The 22,397-nt window shown below is 66.3% G+C and carries 18 protein-coding genes and 1 pseudogene; 10 read left to right on the top strand and 9 right to left on the bottom strand.

What is annotated here, in order from left to right; translation table 11 throughout:
* The first annotated feature begins 189 nt into the window (after window positions 1-189).
* The 3 genes from H7A86_RS14485 (at window position 190) to H7A86_RS14475 (ending at window position 3,695) form a co-directional block, all read left to right on the top strand.
* A complete protein-coding gene (locus H7A86_RS14485; protein WP_119131176.1) occupies window positions 190-951 on the top strand; it encodes a SapC family protein in 762 nt (253 codons plus the stop codon).
* A gap of 4 nt (window positions 952-955) precedes the next feature.
* The gene (locus H7A86_RS14480) at window positions 956-1,993 is read left to right on the top strand and encodes a cupin-like domain-containing protein (protein ID WP_119131177.1); all 1,038 of its coding nucleotides are present in this window, start codon (window positions 956-958) and stop codon (window positions 1,991-1,993) included.
* A 184-nt stretch (window positions 1,994-2,177) separates the two neighbouring features.
* Window positions 2,178-3,695 carry a tryptophan halogenase family protein gene (locus tag H7A86_RS14475; RefSeq protein ID WP_119131178.1) on the top strand — a complete coding sequence of 506 codons (1,518 nt, stop codon included), beginning with the start codon at window positions 2,178-2,180 and terminating at the stop codon, window positions 3,693-3,695.
* A gap of 169 nt (window positions 3,696-3,864) precedes the next feature.
* Here H7A86_RS14475 and H7A86_RS14470 read toward each other — a convergent pair whose 3' ends face one another.
* The 4 genes from H7A86_RS14470 to H7A86_RS14455 all read right to left on the bottom strand — a co-directional run bounded on the left by H7A86_RS14470 (window position 3,865) and on the right by H7A86_RS14455 (window position 8,977).
* Window positions 3,865-4,872 (bottom strand): MBL fold metallo-hydrolase, encoded by a 1,008-nt coding sequence (locus H7A86_RS14470; protein WP_119131179.1) that lies wholly within the window; start codon window positions 4,870-4,872, stop codon window positions 3,865-3,867.
* A gap of 235 nt (window positions 4,873-5,107) precedes the next feature.
* A complete protein-coding gene (locus H7A86_RS14465) occupies window positions 5,108-5,512 on the bottom strand; it encodes a hypothetical protein (RefSeq protein ID WP_119131180.1) in 405 nt (134 codons plus the stop codon).
* A gap of 243 nt (window positions 5,513-5,755) precedes the next feature.
* A complete protein-coding gene (locus tag H7A86_RS14460) occupies window positions 5,756-7,153 on the bottom strand; it encodes a trypsin-like serine peptidase (RefSeq protein ID WP_119131181.1) in 1,398 nt (465 codons plus the stop codon).
* A gap of 438 nt (window positions 7,154-7,591) precedes the next feature.
* Window positions 7,592-8,977 (bottom strand): APC family permease, encoded by a 1,386-nt coding sequence (locus H7A86_RS14455; RefSeq protein ID WP_119131182.1) that lies wholly within the window; start codon window positions 8,975-8,977, stop codon window positions 7,592-7,594.
* Between the two features lie 194 nt (window positions 8,978-9,171).
* Between H7A86_RS14455 and H7A86_RS14450 the strand changes: the two genes are divergently transcribed.
* From H7A86_RS14450 to cydB, 6 genes are all read left to right on the top strand, one after another.
* A complete protein-coding gene (locus H7A86_RS14450) occupies window positions 9,172-9,936 on the top strand; it encodes a LuxR family transcriptional regulator (protein ID WP_119131183.1) in 765 nt (254 codons plus the stop codon).
* Between the two features lie 271 nt (window positions 9,937-10,207).
* On the top strand, window positions 10,208-11,149 hold the full coding sequence (locus tag H7A86_RS14445; protein ID WP_119131184.1) for a proline iminopeptidase-family hydrolase: 942 nt from the start codon (window positions 10,208-10,210) through the stop codon (window positions 11,147-11,149).
* 809 nt (window positions 11,150-11,958) lie between these two features.
* Window positions 11,959-13,020, top strand: a complete 1,062-nt coding sequence (locus H7A86_RS14440) for a pectate lyase family protein (RefSeq protein ID WP_119131185.1) — start codon at window positions 11,959-11,961, stop codon at window positions 13,018-13,020.
* 264 nt (window positions 13,021-13,284) lie between these two features.
* Window positions 13,285-14,673, top strand: a complete 1,389-nt coding sequence (locus H7A86_RS14435) for an amino acid permease (protein WP_119131186.1) — start codon at window positions 13,285-13,287, stop codon at window positions 14,671-14,673.
* Window positions 14,674-14,886: 213 nt separating this feature from the next.
* Window positions 14,887-16,284 carry a cytochrome ubiquinol oxidase subunit I gene (locus H7A86_RS14430; RefSeq protein ID WP_119131187.1) on the top strand — a complete coding sequence of 466 codons (1,398 nt, stop codon included), beginning with the start codon at window positions 14,887-14,889 and terminating at the stop codon, window positions 16,282-16,284.
* Window positions 16,284-17,300: a cytochrome d ubiquinol oxidase subunit II gene (cydB, locus tag H7A86_RS14425; RefSeq protein ID WP_104583045.1), complete on the top strand. Its 1,017-nt coding sequence runs from the start codon at window positions 16,284-16,286 to the stop codon at window positions 17,298-17,300. The genes H7A86_RS14430 and cydB overlap by 1 nt, the downstream gene beginning before the upstream one ends.
* Window positions 17,301-17,337: 37 nt before the next feature.
* Here the strand turns inward: cydB and H7A86_RS14420 are convergent, their stop codons facing one another.
* The 5 genes from H7A86_RS14420 to H7A86_RS14400 form a co-directional block, all read right to left on the bottom strand.
* On the bottom strand, window positions 17,338-18,177 hold the full coding sequence (locus tag H7A86_RS14420) for a carboxylesterase family protein (protein WP_180707900.1): 840 nt from the start codon (window positions 18,175-18,177) through the stop codon (window positions 17,338-17,340).
* A 107-nt stretch (window positions 18,178-18,284) separates the two neighbouring features.
* Window positions 18,285-19,646, bottom strand: coding sequence for a magnesium transporter (gene mgtE, locus H7A86_RS14415; protein ID WP_104583046.1), 1,362 nt, complete (start codon window positions 19,644-19,646; stop codon window positions 18,285-18,287).
* A 143-nt stretch (window positions 19,647-19,789) separates the two neighbouring features.
* The gene (gene ptsP, locus H7A86_RS14410; protein WP_104583047.1) at window positions 19,790-21,520 is read right to left on the bottom strand and encodes a phosphoenolpyruvate--protein phosphotransferase; all 1,731 of its coding nucleotides are present in this window, start codon (window positions 21,518-21,520) and stop codon (window positions 19,790-19,792) included.
* A gap of 58 nt (window positions 21,521-21,578) precedes the next feature.
* Entirely contained in the window at window positions 21,579-21,848 is a 270-nt protein-coding gene (locus H7A86_RS14405) for an HPr family phosphocarrier protein (RefSeq protein ID WP_016904613.1), read from the bottom strand.
* Window positions 21,841-22,164, bottom strand: a complete 324-nt coding sequence (locus H7A86_RS14400; protein ID WP_369920304.1) for a PTS sugar transporter subunit IIA — start codon at window positions 22,162-22,164, stop codon at window positions 21,841-21,843. Before H7A86_RS14400 ends, H7A86_RS14405 begins: the two co-directional genes overlap by 8 nt.
* On the opposite strand from H7A86_RS14400, the pseudogene H7A86_RS21285 reads away from it, so the two are divergent.
* Window positions 22,054-22,305 (top strand): annotated as a pseudogene (locus tag H7A86_RS21285) (GNAT family N-acetyltransferase); the annotation flags it as partial. The gene H7A86_RS14400 and the pseudogene H7A86_RS21285 overlap by 111 nt on opposite strands.
* Between the last annotated feature and the right edge of the window lie 92 nt (window positions 22,306-22,397).

Below are 22,397 nucleotides of genomic sequence, written 5' to 3'. Positions count from 1 at the left end.
GCGCTCAGCTCACCTCCCAGTGGGCGCAGCGACGCGGCTTGCGGCAGGGCTGGCTCCCATGCTGCTTTGCCGCTTGCCGGCCTGTCGCTTTTTGGCAATGCTCGCCACGGCAGGCGCGGCACCGGGCGGCGCGATCGACGCATTCCTCGTAATGCGGTGCTCCATCGCGGAGCACCGTGGGAGTTTCAGATGACGCGATACGCAGTGCTCAACAACGTGGCGCATCACGATCTGCGCGTCATCCTGCGCTTTGGTGCCGAGTTCGGCGACGCGCTCGGCCTGGTGCCGGCCTTTGTCACCGAGTACGCCGAGCTGCAGCGCGAGTACCCGTTGTTCTTTCGCAAGGATCCTGCCGCCGGCGGCTACCAGTCGGTGGCGCTGCTGGGCTTTGCGCAGGACGAGAACCTGTTCCTGCAGGAGGGGCGCTGGGCAGCGAGCTATCTGCCGGGCATCGTGGCCAAGGGGCCATTTTTGATCGGCTTCCAGGAGCAGCGCATTGATGGCGTGTTGGCACAGGAGCCGGTGATCCACGTCGATCTGGAGCATCCACGCGTCAGCCGCCATGAAGGCGAGGCGGTGTTTCTGCCGCAGGGTGGCCACAGCCCATATCTGGAGCATGTCATCGATGTGCTGCGCGGCATTCGCGACGGTGTGGATGCCGGCCAGGCGATGGCGGCCGCCTTCGACACCTTGGGGCTGATCCAGCCGGTGCAGCTGGATGTCACGCTGGATGCCACCCACGCGACCACGCTGGAAGGCCTGTTCGTCGTCGACCGCGAGCGGCTTGCCGCACTCGATGCGTCGTCGTTGCAGCAATTGCACCGGGCCGGCCATCTGGAAGCTGCGTTCCTGATGCTGGCCTCGCTGCACAACGTGCGCCGGCTGATGGCCGAAAAGCAGCGCCGCCTGCAGCAGGTGCACGCTGCATCTGCGACCGCCGCATTCGCCTGAGCGCATGACGACCGGCGCAGCCATTTCCTCCATCGCGCCCATCGCCGAGCGCCGCGATTGCCATCCCGGCGCGCTGCCGCTTGCTGCGCTGTGCGAGGCGGCCGAGCCGGTGGTGCTGCGTGGCATCGCACGCCATTGGTCGCTGGTGCAGGCCGGGCTGCGCAGCGCCGACGAGGCGATGGCGCTGCTGCGCGCGCACGATGGCGGGCGCGCCTTGCTGTATTCCCATGGCGGCCCGGAGATCGCCAGCCGCCCGTTCTACAGCGACGATTGCAGCGCGCTGAATTTCGATGTGCAACGTGGCAGCCTGAGCAGCTTGCTGGAGGCGATCGTCACGCATCGCGATGACCCGCAGCCGCCCACCTACTACCTGGCGTCGTTGCCGATCGACGACAACCTGCCGGGCTTGCGCGCGGGCAATGATCTGGATGTGGTCGCCAGCGGCATCGCGGTGCAGCCGAGCATCTGGATCGGCAATCGCGTCATCGCCTCCTGCCATTACGATGTCCCCAACAACCTGGCGTGCTGCGCGGTGGGGCAACGTCGCTTCACGCTGTTTCCGCCCGCGCAGGTGGCCAACCTGTATCCCGGCCCGCTGGGTCTCACGCCGGGCGGGCAGGTCGTCAGCATGGTGGATATCGCCAACCCGGATCTGCTGCGGTATCCACGCTTCGCCCAGGCGCTGGCGCAGGCACGCACCGCCGTGCTGGAGCCGGGCGATGCCCTGTTCATTCCCGGCATGTGGTGGCATCACGTGCACTCGCTGCAGCCATTCAACGTGCTGATCAACTACTGGTGGAGCAGCGTGCCTGCGCACCTGCCGGCGCCGATGCCGGCGCTGCATCACGCGCTATGGTCCATCCGCGACCGCCCGGCAGCGGAGAAAGCGGCGTGGCGCGCCCTGTTCGACTACTACGTGTTCGGTCCGGCCGAGCGCGCGGGCGAACACCTGCCCGAGCAGGCGCGGCATGCGTTGGGCCCGATCGACCCGATCCTCGCGCGACAGCTGCGTGCGATGTTGATCGGCAGGCTCAACCGCTGATGTGCGCGATCGGCGTCCAGGCGACTGGCCGGGCCACTGCGCAGCTGCGCCTGCCGGCGCGACCGGTGTGCGGCATCCGCGTGGGCCACCCAGGGGAGCGGTCACTGCGTGGCTTCTGCGTCACCCACACGTTCGAGCACGATGCTGTGCCGGCCAACCGACATCCACCCCACAGGAGCGCGCAGTGAGCCAGGCCCCGATTCGCAAGGTCATCATTGCCGGTGGCGGCACCGCCGGCTGGATCGCCGCCTGCGCGCTGTCGCACCAGTTCCGCGACCTGCTGGAGATCACCCTGGTCGAGTCCGAGCAGATCGGCACCGTGGGCGTGGGCGAATCCACGGTGCCGCCGATCCGCAGCTTCCATCGCTTCCTGCAGATCGACGAGCAGGAATTCCTGCGCGCGGTGGCCGGCACCTTCAAACTGTCGATCTCCTTCGAGCATTGGCGCCGCCAGGGCGAGCGCTACATCCATCCGTTCGGCGTCACCGGGCAGAGCACGCTGGTATGCGCCTTCCATCATCTATGGCTGGAAAGCCAGCGCCGCGGCATGCCGGGCAGCTTTGGCGATTACTGCCTGGAAACCGTGGCCTCGCGCCTGGATCGCTTCGCACTGCTGCGCGAGCCCGCGGTCAATTACGCCTATCACCTGGATGCCGCGCTGTATGCCAGGTTCCTGCGCACGCGCAGCGAGGCCCGCGGTGTCAGGCGCATCGAGGGCAGGATCCAGCAGGTGGCACTGCAGCCGGACAGTGGCGATGTCGCCAGCCTGGTGCTGGAAGACGGGCAGGTGCTCGAGGGCGACCTGTTCATCGATTGCAGCGGCTTTCGCGGCCTGCTGATCGAACAGGCGCTGCACACCGGTTACGAAGACTGGAGCCATTGGTTGCCCTGCGATCGCGCCGTGGCGGTGCAGACCCAAGCGCTTGGCCCGCCGGTGCCGTACACCCGTGCCATCGCGCACGAAGCCGGATGGCGCTGGCAGATTCCATTGCAGCATCGGGTGGGAAACGGCCTGGTGTTTTCCAGCAAGCACCTGTCCGACGACGAAGCGCATGCCAGGCTGCTGCGCGATGTGGCCGCGCCAGCGCTGAAGGATCCCTGGCTGGTGCCGTTCCGCACCGGACGCCGGCGCAAGGCCTGGAACCGGAACGTGGTGTCGCTGGGCCTGGCCAGCGGCTTCATCGAACCGCTGGAATCCACCAGCATCCATCTCACCATCGCCGCAGTGGTGCGGCTGATCACCCTGTTCCCGGCAGACGGCATCGCGCCCTCGCAGGTGGACCTGTTCAACGACATCAGCCGCACCGAGATGGAGCACGTGCGCGACTTCATCATCCTGCACTACCACGCCACCCAGCGCGACGAGCCGCTGTGGCGCCAGTGCCGCGCGATGGAGCTGCCCGCATCGCTCGCGCTGCGCCTGCGCGCCTGGCGCGAGCGCGCACATGCCTGGCAAGCGGCCGATGAACTGTTCCGCGTAGACTCCTGGACCCACGTCTTGATGGGGCAGGGCATCGTGCCCGCACAGCATCACCCGCTGGCGCGCGCGATGTCCGATCACGATCTGCGTCGCCTGCTCGAGGGCATTGCCCAGCCGATCCGGCACGCGGTGGACCAGATGCCCCCGCAGCAGGCATTCATTGACGCGTATTGCAAGGCCGGGGAACGCGTGTGGGGCTTGCGCAGCCCGGTCGTGGCGTAGGCAGGCGACCAACCGCGATGCAGTGCCGCTTGGTGGTTCATATGCTGCCCGCACGACGTTTTCGATCTCGCATCGCTGATCGCGCCGCGAGGGAGTGCCGTCAGCCGCAGGTGGGCCACGCTGGCAACAGCGCGCAGCCAGTCCATCACCACCGTGCCCAGCTGCTCGCCTACAACCGCATCAGATCCCTGCCGACCACGATCGGCCCGGCATAGTGCTTGCGCGCGCCCGCGCTCCACATGGCATCGGTGATCGTCGGGTCGCCGCCGGGCACGAAGTGATTGAGCACGAGCATCTTCGCATTGGCTGCCGCTGCGATCCTGCCGACGTCCTCGCTGGTGGAGTGGCTCTTGAGCAGATGGTCGAGCAAGGTCGGCGCGTTGTCGTTGGTCTTGAGCATCCTTTCCAGTGCGGGCAGGTACATCACCTCATGCACCAGGATGTCGGTGTCCTTCGCGAAGTCGGCCAGTGCGGGCAGGTAGCGCGTATCGCCGGAGAACACCACCGTGCGCTCGCGCGTGGCGAAGCGGTACGCGAATGCGGGCTTGAGGGTGTAGTGATCCACCAGCGTGGCGGTGACGGTGACCTGGTCGTTCTGCAGCACCATGCAGGGCTGGTCGAACTCGTGCACCTGAATCAGCTGCCTGAACGGCGGGCGGCCTTCTTCGCGGATGCGCGCATCGATGTCGATGGCATTCATGTCGACAAACGCATCCACCATGCTGGCGATGCCGGGCGGCCCATACAACCGCACCGGCGTCTGCAGCCCGCTCGCCCAGGCCAGCCACACCACGTTGAGCAGGTCGGCGTTGTGATCGGAGTGGTGGTGGGTGAGAAAGATGTCGCGCAGCGCGGGCAGGCGGATGCCGGCCCTGGCCAGCTGCTGTGCAACGCCGTTGCCGCAGTCGATCAGATACGGCTGCCCGTCGATGACCAGCGCATTGGCGGCTGCGGCGCGCAGCGGTGAGGGCGTGGGGCCGCCCTTGGTGCCGAGCAGGACCAGCACGCTGCCGTTGGCCGGGAAGGGCGCTGGCGATGCCGGGTCCGCTGCCGCAATGGCGTCCTTCGGCTCGCGCCGGAGTGCGGCACCCAGCGGGCTCGCCACGCCCAGCGTGCCCGCAGCCAGCGCGAGACGCAGCAGCTGGCGGCGGGAAGTGCGTGGAGAAGATGCGGACATGACGGCTCCTGTCGAAGCATGGGGAGGATGTGCCAGGCGGCGCGCGGCGCTGCGTCAGACGATCGCGAGGTGGTCGGGCCTGCGACTGCGTCACGCAAATCCCGGCACGGATGTCTGCGCGCCCGAAGACCGGAGCGCGGCAGCCGCGCCGTACGCTGCGGGCGGGGGAGCTGCGCTGGATCGGTCGCGCCGGTCCAGCCGTCGCGCTCGAACGGTGAGCTTGCCGCAATGGCCGTCAGAGCTTGTGCGCGATGAACTCGTTCAACGCAGGCGAACGATAGAACGCCATGCATTGCGCAAAGATCCTGTTGAACGGCCCGCGGCGCGCTTCGTCCTTCATCGGCACCTCGGCGCGATGGAAGTCCGCCGTCTGCTCGCCCACGAAGCGATGCAGCCGCTCGGTGGCGCCGACCTTGGCATTGTCGAGCGCATAGGTCGTCAGCAGATACGAGCGGTCGCGTAGCTGGTCGGAAGTGTACTTGCCGCTGCGTTCGTAGTTGTTGTCCAGGCACAGCTGAAGCGCGTATGCCTTGACGTCGTCGCGATTGGCTGGTGCGCCGGCTGCGTTGGCGGTGACCTGTAGCGACAAGGCCAGCAGTGCAGCTGCGGCAACGAGGTGAGGAGTGCGTTGAACGGGCATGCCGATCCAGGTGAAGGAGGATCTGCCAAGTCTGCATCATCCGCACGCTGCAGATGAAGTGCTGCAGGCGGCTCGACGCGCGTGTTCGATAATGTCCGCAGGGCGACGCAGCACCATCGAAGCACACAGAACGGGGCAACTGGACCGATCCTTCAGGCAGGCCAAACAATCGACCGCATCGGCGCAGGCCAGGCGTCGTCGCACGTGGCAGGCGAGACCCCGCCTGCCACGTGCATCACCCGCTTACTGGCCGAAGTAGGTGGAAATGCTGGAATACACGTCCGAGAAGCGCGAGTAGTAATCCGGATCGGTCTGCGCGGTGCAGTACGAGTAGCCGCCGTACAGGCCGCCGCGCAGCTGGTACGCGCCACCGCTGGCGACGGTGAACAGGCCCGAGCCGGACGAGCCACCCTCGGTGACGCCATCGTTCCACACCACCCGATACAGCGGACTCTTGCCGTCGATGCTGGTGCTCAATCCATTGACGGTGCCCAGCGAATACTTCTTGACGTCGCCGGAGGGGTGGTGGATGCCGACGATCGATGTGCCGGTCGCGCCGATCGCCGCGCTGTTCCATGCCGCGTAGAACGCGCCGCTTGGCGGTGCGGTCTTCAGCTCCAGCAATGCGGTGTCACGCGTGGTGTTGGCGTGGCGCAGGAACGCACCGCCGGTCAAGGTGGTGGCCTGCGCGCTGGCGGTGTTGCCGTTGCAGCTGGCCGCATCGTAGAACCAGTACGTCTGCAGTGTGTTGGCGACGGTCTGCGTGCTGATGCAATGTGCCGCGGTCCAGAACAGGTTGCGCTTGGGCGAGTTGGTGTTGTTGAGCAGCGTGCCGGTGCACAGGAACGAGCCCTGGCTGGTGGTGAACACCATGCGCGCCACCGCCTTTGCGGCATTGGTGAAACCGGCGGTGGGATTGGCGCGGCAGACGACATCGTTCTGGCATGAATCGCTCTCGCCGATGGCAATGGTCATCATGTCGCGTGGGCTGGCGGTGGGGCTGATGTCCAGATGCGACAGCTGCGGGATGCTCAGGCTGAAGTTCTCCGGATACTGGCCGGCCGGCAGCGACAGTTCCACCAGCAGATTCTCGCCGCTGACGGTGGGCGACCAGCCGATCGCATCGCCGCCGGCGGCGAAGCTGGCACCGGATTGTTCGAACACCCGGCCGTCGTCGCCGGCAAAGCGCAGCGTCACCTTGGACGGATCACCCGGGGTGGCGCCGGCGCCACGCAGGATCAGCGATGCACGCAGCGAGGCTGCCTGCGCGGAGCCGACCTTCAGGGTCGCCACGCGCGAGCCATCCTTGGCCATCTGCCAGTCAAGCGTGGCCAGGTTGACCAAGGGCTTGGCGACCGTGCGCGAAAAACCGATCTGCAAGGGCTGCCCATGTTTGACCTGTGCGATGCGGCGCTCACGCACGCGACTGATCTCGGTACCGGTGGGCGCAGTGAGTTGCACCACACGCGTGGGCAGGATGCCGCCACGCAGACTTGCCGACTGCAATGTCGCCGCACCGAGTTTGGCCGCTTGCGGCGCGGTGTTCACCGGCGCTGCGTCCATTTCGGTCGGCGGCGCTGCCAGTGCGGAGCCGGAAACGGCGGAAAACAGCGCCAGGTACAACGCATTCTTGCGATTCATGGGTAGTCCTTCTCGTCAGGGAACGGCAGGCTGCGGCGGGGGCCACATCCTGCGGGCGCCATCGTTGGCGCCGAACGAGACTAGCGAATGTTTAAAGCTGAATATGTGCTGAAAATCTCGTTCAGAGATTGGCAGTCCACAAAAAGATAATCGCGTTCTGCGCGCAACTCCACGCGTGCACGCGCAGCCATCTTGCCTTGCACACGCGCGAGGCGCCGCAGCGCAAGCGCGCCTTAATCGTTTGCACCACGTACACCGCCATACAGGCAGCAACGCGATCGTGCACTGCATCTGCAGCGGCGCCTGGATCGAGCCGTCAGGCGATACAGGCAGGCCGCATGTGGAAAGGCTTGCGGCCCTCACCCGCGCAGGCCTGAAGGTGGCGTGCGCTCCCCCGATGTCGGCACGGGTAGTGCCTGTAGGCGAAGGCGCTGCAGGTTATTCCAGCGCGTCGCTGGCGCGGAAGTCGGTCGAGCGGCCGCTGGCCTTCAAGAACGCCAGGACCGCAAGGCCGGTCACCATCCAGGCGGTACCGCCAAGTTGCGCATGCCGGTCGGCATTGATCAGCACGTAGGCCAGGATGAGGATGCCGATCAACGGCGTCGCAACATGCAACAGCAGGCTGCGGCCCCGTCCGCGAAAATGCCACAGCACCGCCACGTGCAACAGGATGAAGGCGGTCAGTGCGCCGACGTTGCACAGCGAGGACAGCAGCGCGATCTGTCCGACGAAGACTTCGCCCAGCACCATGCTCAAGCCTGCCACCAGCAGGATGGCGCGCTGCGGCACGCCGGTGCGTGGATGGATGTAGCGCAGGAAGGCGGGCAGCTGGCGGTCGCGTGCCATGGCGAACAGCAGCCGCGAGGTGGCGGCCTGCGCCACCAGTGAATTGGCGATCGCCGCACTGATTGCCACCGTGAGCGCAATGACGACCTGCAACCACGGCCCGGCGATCAGGCGCCCGATCTCGAAGAAGGCATCGTTGGAGGCCTGCGCGCTGGGATAGCGTTGCAAGGTGGGTTGCAGCAGCGCGGCCAGCCAGGTCTGCAGCACGAACAGGCCGGCCACCAGCAACAGCGCCAGCAGGGTTGCCCGGCCGACCACGCGGTTGCCGCCACGGGCCTCTTCCGACAGCGTGGAGATCGCATCGAAGCCCAGGAACGACACCACCGCCACCGACAAGGCGCTGAAGATCAGCTGCGGCGAAAAGGCCTGCGGGTTGTAGAAGGGGCGCAGGCTCCACTGCGCACCATTGACGCCATGCTGGATCGCCACGGTGGCCAGCACCACGAACACTGCCAGCACCACCAGCTGCGCGTAGAGGAAGACGCGATTGGCACGCGCAGTGGTTTCGATGCCGCGCAGGTTGACCAGCGTGTTGAGCACCACGAAGAAGGCGATCCACGCCGGCTGCGGCACCGCCGGCAGCACGTTGTGCATGGCGTTGGCGCCGACCACGTAGAGCAGCGTGGGCACCAGCAGATAATCCAGCAGGATCGCCCAGCCGGCCAGAAAGCCCATGCCGCTGCTCAGGCCGCGCCCCACATATGCATACACCGAGCCGGCCACCGGAAACGCCTGCGACATCTGCTGGTAGCTCAATGCGGTGAACAGCATCGCCACGAAGCCGACCAGGTAGGTCAGCGGCACCATCCCGGCGCTGATGTCGAACACGCCGCCGAAAATGGAAAACGGCGCGGTCGGCACCATGGACACCAGCCCATAGATCAGCAGGTCCTTGAGCGTGAGCTGCCGCTTGAGTTCCTGGGTGTAGCCAAAGCGTTCCAGCGTAGCCGCGTCGTCGCGGCGGGGTGTGTCGGTCATGCAGGTGTCCGCTGAAAGGAGTGCCGGGTCGCAACGCAGACGCGGTAGAGCGTCTGAACGGCGATGCTGCAGCGCAATTGCCGGCCTGGCATTGTGACCATAATGTGGCCGCCAAGCCCATCCATTGGTAAAAATGCTAGGTTTTCCATGCTGGATGCGCTCCAGCGGCATACGTCGACACCGAAGGACCCACCATGTTCGACACTCTGGCCAGCCTGGGCCGCGACCTGCAGGCGCTGCACACGCTCAATGCCTGCCTGGATCGGGTGTTTGGCGATGTCTGCGGACTGGGCTTTCAGTCGTTGGTCTACGACTACGCACCGGTCCCGCTGAGTCTGGAAGGTGCCTTGATCACGCCGTCGGTCTTCATGCAGCGCAACGCGCCGGGCGATATGCAGCACGTCTGGTGCGAGCACGGGTATTACCAACATGACCCGGTTCAGCAGCGTGCCACGCGGCGTACCACGCCATTCGTGTGGTCCTATCGCAACGATGGCGACATGGAGGGCGTGGAATACGTCGGCAGCCAGCATCGGCAGGTCACGCGCTATCTGTGCGATAGCGGCATGGGAACCGGTGTCACCGTGCCCTTGCATCTGCCAGGCGGCGCGTTTGCGACATTCAGCGCCGCGGTGGACGCCGTCGCGGCCGAGGCGCCACGGCTGGCCGAAGCGCAGCTGTCGCCCTTCCTGCTGCTGGCGCATGCCTTTCAGGCACGTGCGCAGGAGTTGCTCGATCCGCAGGAACGCCGCTGCCACCACATTGCATTGACCCGCCGCGAGCGCGAATGCCTGCAGTACTCGGCCAGGGGGCTGACAGCCAAGAGCATCGCCGCTGCGCTCAACCGTTCCACCGCCACGGTGAACCTGCATCTGAACTCGGCAGCACGCAAGCTGGGTGCGCGCAATCGCGTCGAGGCCGTGGTGCGTGGCATGCATTACCGGTTGCTGGAGCCGTAGGCGCGTCTGGTTCGGCGGCTGCGCCGACGCCTCAGCGATAGGCGACAGACGATAGCGAGTTCGCCCTGGCCAAGACCTGCGAGTGGCGCGTGCCATCGCGGTGCTGGTCGATGGCCATCCGGGCCACCAACGGCATGCGCAGCTGGATCGCATCGCCTTCGTCGGGCGTCTGTCCCCGAAAGCAGCGCGAACCTGGGAGTTTTGCCAGTTAACGCGCGGCGGTTCGCCCGCTAGGCTCGGCGCTCATTCTTGCCGTCAGCAGGCGTAGGTCATGCAGTCCACCGAGGGTTCCGTCCAATTCCATGGGTACCGCACCTGGTACCGCATCACCGGCGACCTGCGCAGCGACGCCTGCCCGCTGATCGTGCTGCACGGCGGCCCCGGCTGCACCCATGACTACGTGGACAGCTTCAAGGACCTGGCCGCCAACGGCCGCGCGGTGATCCATTACGACCAGCTCGGCAACGGCAAGTCCACCCATCTGCCCGATGCCGACCCCGGCTTCTGGACGGTGGGGCTGTTTCTGGACGAGTTGCAGGCCCTGATCACGCAGTTGGGGCTGTCGCAGTACGCGTTGCTGGGGCAGTCCTGGGGCGGGATGCTGGCCGCCGAGCATGCGGTGCGCCGGCCGGCCGGCCTGCGTGCGTTGGTGATTGCCAACTCGCCGGCGTCGATGGGCCTGTGGCGCGCTGCCGCGCTACGGCTGCGCGCGCGCCTGCCCGAGGACATCCAGGCGGTGCTGGATGCGCACGAAGCGGCCGGCACCCTGGACGCCCCGGCCTATCGCGCCGCAAGTCAGGTGTTCTACGCCCAGCACGTCTGCCGCGTGCTGCCGTGGCCTGCCGACGTGGCGCGCACCTTCGCCGCCATCGATGCCGACCCGACCGTGTACCACGCCATGAATGGTCCGACCGAATTCCACGTGGTCGGCAGCCTGCGCAACTGGAGCATCATCGAGCGCCTGCATCGCATCAGCGTGCCCACGCTGGTGCTGTCGGGCAAGTACGATGAAGCCACGCCGGAAACGGTGGAGCCGTACGCGCGTCTGATCCCGGACGCGCGGTGGCATGTGTTCGCCAATTCCAGCCATATGCCGCATGTGGAAGAGCGCCCGGCGTGCATGCGCCTGGTCGGCAACTTCCTCGACGACCACACGCCGTGGCCCGGTGCGGAGCTGGCGCATGCGTCCACGCTGGCCAGCCGCGCGGTGTGAGCCGGTGGGGCGGGGCGCGTGAGTCCGCGCGATCCCGAGCGTGCCAGGCCTGCCGGGCGCTGCTGCGGTGCGTCTCGATGCAGCCTGCGCTGCGGCCTGCGCATCGCAAGCGTCGGTGTGGCAACGTTTTAAGAGTCGTCGTCTTGGGACACGCAGATGCGCCGCAACGGCGTGTCGCTACCTCCACGCATCCACTGCTGATCACCACGCTGCGGTCGGACATTCCCTCAGGCACCACGTGGTCGCGCTGAAGTGGCCTGACCTTGCCGATAGACTTGTCATGGCGCCAGCGCTCGCCCACTGTCGCGAGTGATCCAAAGCGCAGTCACGCCTCGTCTTCAGCACAGCGCATGTAATGCCGCGCAAACCGCGCGCTGGTGCGATGGCACTGCTGCTACGCACCACTCCCTCTGACGACTCACAGCACGCGGTCGTGTGCAGCTACCACCGCGTCGCGTCCGGTAAATGCATATGGATTTTTGGAGAGCGCATTTGCCACTAGCAACTGCGGTCGAAAGCGCGCGTGAGCAAACCGCCATCAGTCTGCGTTTGCATGCATGGAAAACACATCTGCCTACATAAAAAAACAGCGCGCACGACACAGCGGTGTCCTGTCCCGGGTGTCTTCCGCTGTCTCTTTTGCATGTCCTGCCAGAAGAACACCGTGGTGCGTCAAAGTTTCAGTGATGGATAATTGTTTTATGTTTTAAATCGCGCGAAGAATGCGGCCCCCACGCACCGCTTTGCTGTTGTCGTCGCTACGGCGCAGGCAGCACGCATCGCTTTTCCACTTCTTTGGGAGAGGCTGCATGATCATCAAGACATTCCAGGGCGCAGTTGCGCTTGCACTGTCCGCCTGCGCTGCGGGCGCCATCGCCGCCCCGGTCGGGTACGGTGCCGGCACCACCGGCGGCGGCAACAAGACACCGGTCACTGTGACCACCTTCGAGGCGATGCAGGCTGCGATCGACAGTTATTCCGGCAGCGGCGGGTTGGTGCTCAACTACACCGGCAAGTTCGACTTCAGCAGCATCAAGGACGTCTGCGCACAGTGGAAGTTGCCGGCCAAGACCGTGCAGATCAAGAACAAGAGCAACATCACTATCAAGGGGGCCAACGGCTCGTCGGCCAACTTCGGGCTTTGGGTGGTGGGCAACTCCAGCAACGTCATCATCCAGAACATGACCATCGGCCTGCTGCAGGGCGGTGAAGATGCCGACTCGATTTCGCTGGAGGGCAATTCCAGCGGCTCGCCGTCCAATATCTGGGTGGACCACAACACCGTGTTCGCCTCGTTGACCAAGTGCTCGGGTGCCGGCGATGCGTCTTTCGACGGCGGCATCGACATGAAGAAGGGTACCCATCACGTCACCGTGTCCTACAACCACGTCTACAACTATCAAAAGGTCGCGCTCAACGGATACAGCGACAGCGACACCAAGAACTCGGCCGCACGCACCACCTATCACCACAACCGCTTCGAGAACGTCGAATCGCGCGTGCCGCTGCAACGTCGCGGGCTGAGCCACATCTACAACAACTACTTCAACAACGTCACCACCTCGGGCATCAACGTGCGCATGGGCGGGGTGGCCAAGATCGAGTCCAACTACTTCGAGAACATCAAGAACCCGGTGACCTCGCGCGACAGCAGCGAGATCGGCTACTGGGACCTGATCAACAACTACGTCGGCAGCGGCATCACCTGGAGCACCCCGGACGGCAGCAAGCCTTACGCCAACGCCACCAACTGGATCACCACCAAGGTGTTCCCCGAACCGCTGGGCTACACCTACAGCATCACCCCGGCCGCACAGGTCAAGGCCAAGGTGATCGCCACCGCCGGTGCGGGCACCAACCTGGCCGAGTAAGCGGCAACGGCCTGCGCGCGCACCGATCCCCGGCATGTCCGGGGATTTTTGTCGGTGCGAGGCAGCAGGTTCGCGCATCGCCGGTTGCGGCCAGCCATGGTGGTCACTGGTGGTTGCGCACCGGGAGGCCGTGGTCCCCATGCGATGGATGCGGGCAAGAGCGCTTCCGGGCTGAGCGACTCCCGCTCCCGGGCCGGCGTCAAGAGGCGCGGCAGGCGCCGCGACGCGGTATCGTGTCGCGATCCCATCCATCCAAGCCCGTCCATGCCGCTTCCGACCGATCCCGTTGCTGAGCACGCTCCGTCCGCCACGCCCGCGTTGCGCCATGCGCTGAAACCGCGGCAGTTGATGATGATGGGCCTGGGTACGGCGATCGGCGCCGGGCTGTTTCTGGGCTCGGGCGTGGGGATCCATGCGGCGGGGCCGGCAGTGCTGGTGTCCTATCTGATCGCCGGAGCGCTGGTGATCATCGTGATGAACGCGCTGGGCGAAATGGCGGCCTCCAAGCCGGCCAGCGGGGCGTTCTCGGTGTACGCAGCCGATGCGATGGGCCCGACTGCCGGTGCGACGGTGGGCTGGTTGTGGTGGCTGCAGATCGTGGTGGTGATCGCCGCCGAAGCGGTCGGCGCGGCGGGCCTGCTCGCCTCGGTCTGGCCGGCGTTGTCGGTGCCGTTGCTGGCAGTGGTGTTCATGGCCACCTTCACCGCGATCAACCTGCTGGGCGTGCGCAATTTCGGCGAGTTCGAATTCTGGTTCGCCATCCTCAAGGTCGTGGCGATCGTGGTGTTCCTGCTGATCGGCGTGGCCCTGCTGGCCGGCTGGTTGCCCAGCGTGGTGTCGCCGGGGCTGTCCAACTTCACCCAGAACGGCGGGTTCGCGCCGAAGGGATTGGCCGGCATCGGCTCGGCGTTGCTGGTGGTGGTGTTCGCCTTCGGCGGCACCGAAATCGTGGCGGTCGCCGCTGCGGAAACCGCCGACCCGGGCCGCAGCCTGGCACGCACGATTCGCACCGTGGCCTGGCGCATCCTGGTGTTCTACATCGGCTCGATCAGCGTGATCGTGGCGGTGGTACCGTGGACCAGCGCAGCGCTCAGCTCGCCGTTCGCTGCGGTGCTGGAGGTGGCGCGCATTCCCGGCGCGGCCACCGCCATCACCCTGGTCGCCGTGGTGGCCTTGCTGTCGGCGCTCAACGCCAACCTGTATGGGGCCTCGCGGATGATCTTCTCGCTGGCGCAGCGCGGCGAAGCGCCGCGGGTGCTTGGCAGGACCAGCGGCGAGCAGGTGCCGCTGGTGGCGGTGATCGCCAGCGTGCTGTTCGGGTTTGCCGCCGCCGCGCTGGAACTGCTGTACCCCAACAAGGTGTTGCCGATGCTGCTCAACATCGTCGGCGCCACCTGCCTGCTGGTGTGGACGATCTCGCTGCTGTCGCAGCTGATCCTGCGCGCACGCGCCGACCGCGCCGGCGTCGTGTTGCCGTTCCGCATGCGGGGTTACCCGTTTCTGACCCTGCTGGCCCTGGCGATCCTGGCGGTGATCTTCGTGCTGCTGGCGTCGTCGGTGGACACCCGCGCGCAGTTCCTGTCGATGGTCGGTCTGACTGTCTTCATCGCCGTGGTCAGCGCGCTTGCCCGGCGGACGCGCGGCGCCGCCTAGCATGCCGCAGCGCCTTGAACGCGTACCATCTGGCGGCAGGACAGGCGCGACGGTTTGACGCAGATGCGACCCCGTGTCGCATCGGGAACCCGCTCGAGCGTCCCTATCATGATGCGGTAGCGTAGGAGGTCGCGATCGACCACCGCAGCGAGTCTCGGCGATCGATCTGCACCCGGTGCGCTGCGGTTTCCCCATTTTCCTGGAGGACTCTCCATGGATGCCTTGCTGTTATCGCGGATCCAGTTCGGATTCGTCATCGCATTCCACGTGCTGTTTCCCGCATTCACCATCGGGCTGTCCAGCCTGCTGGCATTTCTCGAATGGCGCTGGCTGCGCACCCGGCTGCCGGTGTGGCGCGAGCTGTATTTCTTCTGGCAGAAGATCTTTGCCGTGTCCTTCGGCATGGGCGTGGTCAGCGGCATCGTGATGGCCTTCCAGTTCGGCGCCAACTGGCCGGAGCTGAGCCGGATCGCCGGCAGCGTGATCGGCCCGTTGCTGAGCTACGAAGTACTGACCGCGTTCTTCCTCGAGGCCAGTTTCCTGGGCGTGATGATGTTCGGCTGGGGGCGCATCTCCGAGCGCCTGCATTTCCTGGCGACCTGCATGGTGGCGCTGGGCACGCTGTTTTCCACGTTCTGGATCCTGTCGTCCAACAGCTGGCTGCAGACCCCGGCCGGCTATGAGGTGGTCGACGGCATCGTGCATCCGGTGGCGTGGCTGAAGATCATCTTCAACCCCTCGTTTCCATATCGGCTTGCGCACATGGCGCTGGGCTCGTTCATCACCACCTGCTTCGTGGTCGGCGCGGTCGGGGCGTGGTATCTGCATCGCGGCGTGCATCGCGAGGCGGGGCTGCGCATGCTCAAGCTGGCGGTGGCCTTCGCGGCGATCACCGTGCCGCTGCAGATCTTCGTCGGCGACATGCATGGCCTGAACACGCTCGAGCACCAGCCGATGAAGATCGCGGCGATGGAAGCGCACTGGCATGACGAGGGCCAGGACAAGGGCTTCCCGCTGGTGCTGTTCGCCTTGCCCAACGCGCAGGCCGAGCGCAACGATTACGAGGTGGCGATCCCGCGCCTGGGCAGCCTGATCCTGACCCACAGTCTGGAAGGCAGCATCAAGCCGTTGACCTCGGTGCCGGCCGCCGATCGCCCGCCGGTGATGCCGGTGTTCTTCGCCTTCCGCATCATGGTCGGGCTGGGCTCGTTGATGCTGCTGGTGGCCTGGGTCTCGGCGTTCGCCTGGTGGCGCGGCAAGTTATTGCAGTGGCGCTGGCTGCTGGCGGCCTGGCGCTGGATGCTGCCCAGTGGCTTCATCGCGCTGGTCTCGGGCTGGTTCGTCACCGAGATGGGACGGCAGCCGTATGTGGTGTACGGGCTGTTGCGCACTGCCGATGCGGTGGGCCCGCAGTCGACGTTGATGACCGCGATCTCGCTGGCGGTGTACGTGGTCGGCTATGCCTTCGTGTTCGGCTGGGGCATCTGGTACCTGGTCAAGATCGGCAAGATCGGGCCGACCCCGCATGACGCGCCGCAGCTGGACCACGGCGAGCACACGCCGGCACGGCCGCTGTCGGCGGCCGATGAACCGATCGACGGAGCCGCATGATGGACATGAGCAGCGTATTGCCGGTGGCGTGGTTCGCGGTGATCGGCTTCGGGGTGCTGATGTACGTGGTGCTGGATGGCTTCGTGCTCGGCATCGGCATCCTGGCGCCGTTCCGCAAGGACGAGGCGCAGCTGGACCTGATGATGAACACCGCCGCGCCGATCTGGGACGGCAACGAGACCTGGCTGGTGCTGGGCGGGGCAGGGCTGCTGGCGGCGTTTCCCAAGGCGTATGCGGTGATCCTGTCGGCGCTGTACCTGCCGGTGTTGCTGATGGTGATGGCGCTGGTATTCCGCGGCGTGGCGTTCGAGTTCCGCTTCAAGGCGCATCGCTCGCGGCGGCTGTGGAGCAATGCCTTCGCTGCCGGCTCGATCCTGGCGACATTTGCGCAGGGCGTGATCCTGGGCGCGCTGGTGCAGGGCCTGCCGATCGAAAACGACCGCTATGTCGGCGGCATCTGGGGCTGGTTCAGTCCCTTCGCGATGCTGACCGGCGCCGCACTGGTGTTCGGCTACGCCTTGCTCGGCAGCACCTGGCTGATCCTCAAGACCGAAGGCCACGTGCAACAGCTCGCGCGCCAGCTGAGCCGGCCATTGACGATCAGCGTGTTGATCTTCATCGGCCTGGTCAGCGCGTGGCTGCCATCGCTGCAGTCGCATGTGATGGACCGCTGGTTCAGCGATGCCCATTACCTGTGGCTGATGCCGGTGCCGGTGCTGGTCGCCCTGGTGGGGTTCGCGCTCTGGCGTTCCACCGACGCGGGGCGGCCGGATACGCCGCCGTTCCTGTTGGCGATGGGCCTGTTCGTGCTCGGCTTTCTCGGCCTAGTGCTGGGCATGTGGCCGTATCTGGTGCCGCCGGTCTACACGATCTGGCAGGCCGCCGCGCCGCCGTCTTCGCAGTTGTTCGCGTTGATCGGCCTGGTGGTGCTGCTGCCGCTGATCCTGGGGTACACGGTGTGGTCGTACCGCGTGTTCCGCGGCAAGATCACCGCCGATACCGGCTATCACCACTGAGCGGGTGCAGACCGCATCGGCGCGATGCGCCGCCCGCTCAGCGCAGGCGCTGCTTGAACATCCATTCCCACATCGCCGGGTCTGCGTAGGTCGCGTCCCAGGCATTGTGGTTGCCGTCCGGATATTCGCTGTAGCGCACGTTGGCGCCGATGCCCTTGGCGGCGCGGTACAGCGCACGGTCGTCATGCGGTGGCACCGAGTCGTCCTTGGCGCCATGGAACATCCAGATCGGCACGTGCCTGAGCTGGGTGACCGCAGCGGTGTACGGGTCGGCCTCCTTGGCCACCAGGCTGACGTAGAGCGTGCGACGCTCGTCGCGCGGCGCCTTGAGTGCGCCGCAGATCGGCACGATCGCGGCAAACCGCTGCGGCTGCATCAGCCCGATTTCCCAGGCGCCATAGCCGCCCATCGAGATGCCGGTGAGATAGGTGCGCTGCGGGTCGGCACCGAATTCGGCACTGGCCGCATCCAGCGCGGCGATCGCCATGCGTGCATTGATGCCCAGCCACTCCTCGTCGTCGGGCACCTGCGGCAGCACCACCAGGGCAGGGAACTCGGCGGTGTGTGCGCTCAGGTAGGGACCAACGCCGACCTCCGCCTGATCGCGTCCGTTGTTGCCGCGTTCGCCCGAGCCATGCAGGAACAGCACGATCGGGCGCGGTTGCGGCGCCGTGGAGGCCGGCACGAACACCTGATAGCGGTAAAGCCGTCCTTCCAGTTCCAGCGTGCGGGTGACGAAATGGCCGCGGCGTCCGTCGTGGTGGCGCTCAGCCATGCTGGAACAGCCGGCCAGGACCAGCGCCACAATCGCAAGAACAAGACAACGACGGATCACGCAGACCTCCTGACCAATGACAGACCCGCAGTATCGCCGCATGCAGGTGTGCTGGCATGTCGCGCTGCGGCGATTTTTGCCGACTCTTCATCCGATCCTTGCCGCTGTGTGCTCGGCACGACGTTCGGCGCAAGCGCCGGGTACGGCGGCTACGGCAGCAGGATCAGCGTCGCCAGGCCGAGGAAGCTCAGGAACCCCATCACGTCGGTCAGCGTGGTCAGGATCACGCCACCGGCCAATGCCGGGTCGAAGCCCAGTCGCTTCAGCGTCACCGGGACCAGCACGCCGCCGAAGGCGGCGGTGAGCATGTTCAAGGTCAGCGCGGTGCCGATCACCAGCGACAGCATCGGCTGGCGGAACCACGCCAGCACGATCAGTCCCAGCCCGATCCCCAGCACCATGCCGTTGATCAGCGCGACGGTGAGTTCCTTCTTCAGCAAGGTCATCACGTTGGAGGAGCCGATCTGGCCCAGCGCCAGGCCGCGGACCATCAGGGCCAGCACCTGGGTGCCGGCATTGCCGCCCATGCCGGCAACGATCGGCATCAGCGCCGCCAGGGCCACCAGTTTGGCGATGGTGCCTTCGAATTCGCTGACGACGCTGGAGGCCAGGAACGCCGTGCACAGGTTGATGCCCAGCCAGATCAGGCGGCGGCGGAATGCGCGCCGCGCCGGGCTGAACATGTCCTCGTCCTCGTCCAGGCCGGCCGCGCTCATGGCCTGGTGCTCGGCCTGTTCGCGGATGATGTCGACCACGTCGTCGATGGTGATGCGGCCGAGCAGGATGTTGTTGTCGTCCACCACCGGCGCGGAGATCCAGTCATGGTCGGAGAAGCGCCGTGCGACCTCGTCGGAGCCATCGCCCACGTCGATCGCCGGTTGTTCGTCGTCGATCAGGCGATTGACCGGCGTGCTGTCCTCGTGCGTGACCAGCGCGGCCAGCGACACCCGGCCCAGATACTGATGGCGTCGGCTCACCACGTACAGGTGATCGGTGTGATCGGGCAGCTCGCCGCGCAGGCGCAGATAGCGCAGCACCACATCGACATTGACGTCGGCGCGCACCGTCACCACGTCCGGATTCATCAGGCGGCCGGCGGTGTCCTCCGGATACGACAGCACCTGCTCGAGCCGCTCGCGGTTCTCGCGGTCCATCGACTTGAGCACTTCGTCGATGACGGTGTCGGGCAGGTCTTCGACCAGATTGGCCAGATCGTCGATGTCGAGGTCTTCGACCGCGGCGACGATCTCGTCGGTGTCCATGTCGGCCAGCAGGCTTTCGCGCACTTCATCGCCGACATGCAGCAGCACTTCGCCGTCGTCTTCCGGGTCGACCAGGCCCCACACCACTTCGCGCTTGCCGGGCGGCAGCGACTCCAGCAGGTTGCCGATCTCCGCCGGCGCCAGTGTATTGACCAGCCGGCGTACCGGGCCCAGGCGTCCGCTATCCAGCGCATCGGACAGCAATCGCAGCTGTCGCGCGGTCTTGTCGTGGCGGACGGCTTCGGCCATGCGCGGCTCCCTGCAAGAGTGGACACGTCCCGATGGAAGACGCGGTGCTGAGTCAGCACGGCATTATCGCTTGCGCATGGTGACGAAACATACAGTGCGAAGGGCAACGCGCAGGAACATCCCCTGCGCGATGACGCAATCGCTCAGCGCATCAGGCCCTGCGCGACATTGGCCAGCCACTTTTCGATCCCCTTGCGGTCGCGCGCGCGCAGCAGTTTTTCGCCATGCACGCGCAACTCGCCCAGGTGGATGTCGCGCACCGCACGGCGTACCTCCAGCAGCGTGGCCGGATGCAGGCTGAACTCGGTGAGCCCCAGGGCCAGCAACATCGGGACGAAGCGCGGGTCGCCGGCGATCTCGCCGCACACCGCCACCGGCTTGCCGAACGCGCGCCCGGTGGCGATCACCTGCGCGATCAGGCGCAGCACCGCCGGATGCAGCGGCGAGTACAACTCGCCCAATGCCTCGTTGTTGCGGTCCACCGCCAGCAGGTACTGCACCAGATCGTTGGTGCCGATCGACAGGAAATCGATATCGTCGATAAAGCAGTCCAGCGCCAGCGCCGCAGCCGGCACTTCGATCATTGCGCCGAGCGGAATGTGCTCGGCGATCTCGTGGCCTTGCTCGCGCAATTGTGCGGCCAGCTTCTTGATCTGCCGGCGCAACAGCTGGACTTCCTCGCGGCCGCTGACCATCGGCACCAGGATGCGCACCGGCCCGTAGCCGGAGGCGCGCAGGATCGCGCGCAACTGCGCCTGCGCCACCGCAGGCCGGGCCAGCGACAACCGCACCCCGCGCAGACCCAGCGCCGGGTTGTCTTCGTCGCTCAAGGTCAGGCCGGTGCGGTCGGCCTTGTCGGCGCCCAGGTCCAGGGTGCGGATGGTGACCGGTCGCCCGCTCATGCCCAGCACGGTGTCGCGGTAGGTGTGGAACTGTTCCTCTTCGTCCGGCAGCTCGTTGCGCTGCAGGAACAGGAATTCGGTGCGATACAGGCCAAGGCCACTGGCGCCGAGTGCGTGCGCCTTCGCCACGTCCTCCAGCGATTCGGCATTGGCCAGCAGCGTGATATCGACGTTGTCGCGCGTGCGCGTGGGCTTGGAGCGCAGCCGGCCCAGTTCGCGCTGTTCCTTGGCCAGCGCGCGCAGGCGCTCGCGGTAGTCGCGCAGGTGCTCGGGCTTGGGATCGACGATCACCTGGCCGGAACCGGCATCGACGATCAATACATCGCCATCGTCGATCCGCTGCACCGCATCGCTTACCCCCACCACCAGCGGCAGGTGCAGGCTGCGCGCCAGGATCGCGCTATGCGACAACGCGCTGCCGGCGGTGGTGACGATGCCGACCACCCCTTGCGCCTGCAACTGCGCCAGCTCCGAGGGTGCGACGTTGTCGCAGACCAGGATCTCGCCGGCCACGCCCTTGAGGTCGGGCGCGCGCTTGTGCAGGAACGCATGGATGCGGCCGATGACGTGATCCAGGTCGTCCATGCGGCTCTTGAGGTAGGCGTCCTCCATGCCGTCGAACACCGCTGCCAGCCGGTCGCGCTGCACGCGCAAGGCGTAGTCGGCGCTGTAGCGGTGGGTGCGGATCAACTCGTCCAGGCCTTGCAGCAGCTCCGGGTCGTCGAGCAGCAGCGCATGCAGTTCGAGGAATTCGCCGACTTCGCGCGCAAGCGCGCCATGCAGGCGGTCGCGCAGCTGCTGCATCTCGGTGCGTGCCGCCTCGATCGCCAGATGCAGGCGCTGCAGCTGCGTTTCCACCTGGCTGGCGGGCACGCGTTGTTCGGCCACTTCCAGCGTGTGGCTCTGGCGCACGCGCGCGCGTCCGAGTGCGTTGCCGCGCGAGGCGGCGTGTCCACGCAGACGCAGGCTCATGTGCGCCCCTGGCGCGGCCGCGCCCTGTCGGTCAGCCCCGCACCGACCCCGCGCATGCTCAGCTGTCCTCGTCGAAACGACGCTCGAACAGGTCCACCAGCGCCTGCAGGGCCTGCGCTTCGTCTTCGCCATCCAGCCGCACCACCACGCTGGTGCCTTGGCCTGCGGCCAGCAGCATCACGCCCATGATGCTCTTGGCGTTCACCTCGCGGCCCTTGGCCGCCAGGGTGGCGTTGCTGCGGTAGGACGACAGCGTCTGCACCAGCTTGGCGGTTGCCCGCGCATGCAGTCCGAGTCGGTTGGAAACTATGAGTTCGCGTTCAAGCATCGTCGATGATCGCTCCGTTGCGGGTGCCTGCCGCCGCGGTGGCGGGCAGCTCCTGCAATCCTTGTTCGGGGTAGTTCATCACCCGCAGCAGCATCGGCAGGCTGAGCGCGGACACCCGGCGAACCGGCGTGCCGAGCTTTGCCAACCGGCTGGCGAGATTGCTGGGGCTGGCGCCGTACAGGTCGGTCATGACCAGCACGCCGTCGCCGCTGTCGACCCGTCGCATCGCCGACGAGGCCTGGGGCAGCAAGGCGTCCAGGTCTGCATCGAGCGGCACGTCGAACGCTTCGGTCTTCAGCGGCAACTGCCGCAACAGCCCCGTCGCCACGTTCAACAACGCCGCGCCGATGCCGGGATGAGTAATGAGGAGAATGCCACAGGCCATGCCGAAACGTTAACAGGTCGGCATGACCGCGCGATAGCGTCTGCCGGCACCGATGTGTTGCGAAATGAATAGCCGTTTAGGACCGCCGCACCGTGACGCGCACGAAGCCTGCAACACATGCGTTGCCGCCGGCACGGCAATGACCCGTGACCTCGCCAGTCTCC

The organism is Xanthomonas euroxanthea, assembly GCF_903989455.1.
GTDB lineage: Bacteria > Pseudomonadota > Gammaproteobacteria > Xanthomonadales > Xanthomonadaceae > Xanthomonas > Xanthomonas euroxanthea.
The sequence above is the reverse complement of the archived record's forward strand: the minus strand, read 5'-3'. Positions and strand labels throughout refer to the sequence as shown.

Coding starts and splice junctions, on each gene's coding strand:
- H7A86_RS14485 (WP_119131176.1), top strand. CDS start 190: ATGACGCGATACGCAGTGCTCAACAACGTGGCGCATCACGATCTGCGC.
- H7A86_RS14480 (WP_119131177.1), top strand. CDS start 956: ATGACGACCGGCGCAGCCATTTCCTCCATCGCGCCCATCGCCGAGCGC.
- H7A86_RS14470 (WP_119131179.1), bottom strand. CDS start 4,872: ATGTCCGCATCTTCTCCACGCACTTCCCGCCGCCAGCTGCTGCGTCTC.
- H7A86_RS14465 (WP_119131180.1), bottom strand. CDS start 5,512: ATGCCCGTTCAACGCACTCCTCACCTCGTTGCCGCAGCTGCACTGCTG.
- H7A86_RS14460 (WP_119131181.1), bottom strand. CDS start 7,153: ATGAATCGCAAGAATGCGTTGTACCTGGCGCTGTTTTCCGCCGTTTCC.
- H7A86_RS14455 (WP_119131182.1), bottom strand. CDS start 8,977: ATGACCGACACACCCCGCCGCGACGACGCGGCTACGCTGGAACGCTTT.
- H7A86_RS14450 (WP_119131183.1), top strand. CDS start 9,172: ATGTTCGACACTCTGGCCAGCCTGGGCCGCGACCTGCAGGCGCTGCAC.
- H7A86_RS14445 (WP_119131184.1), top strand. CDS start 10,208: ATGCAGTCCACCGAGGGTTCCGTCCAATTCCATGGGTACCGCACCTGG.
- H7A86_RS14440 (WP_119131185.1), top strand. CDS start 11,959: ATGATCATCAAGACATTCCAGGGCGCAGTTGCGCTTGCACTGTCCGCC.
- H7A86_RS14435 (WP_119131186.1), top strand. CDS start 13,285: ATGCCGCTTCCGACCGATCCCGTTGCTGAGCACGCTCCGTCCGCCACG.
- H7A86_RS14430 (WP_119131187.1), top strand. CDS start 14,887: ATGGATGCCTTGCTGTTATCGCGGATCCAGTTCGGATTCGTCATCGCA.
- cydB (WP_104583045.1), top strand. CDS start 16,284: ATGGACATGAGCAGCGTATTGCCGGTGGCGTGGTTCGCGGTGATCGGC.
- H7A86_RS14420 (WP_180707900.1), bottom strand. CDS start 18,177: ATGCGGCGATACTGCGGGTCTGTCATTGGTCAGGAGGTCTGCGTGATC.
- mgtE (WP_104583046.1), bottom strand. CDS start 19,646: ATGGCCGAAGCCGTCCGCCACGACAAGACCGCGCGACAGCTGCGATTG.
- ptsP (WP_104583047.1), bottom strand. CDS start 21,520: ATGAGCCTGCGTCTGCGTGGACACGCCGCCTCGCGCGGCAACGCACTC.
- H7A86_RS14405 (WP_016904613.1), bottom strand. CDS start 21,848: ATGCTTGAACGCGAACTCATAGTTTCCAACCGACTCGGACTGCATGCG.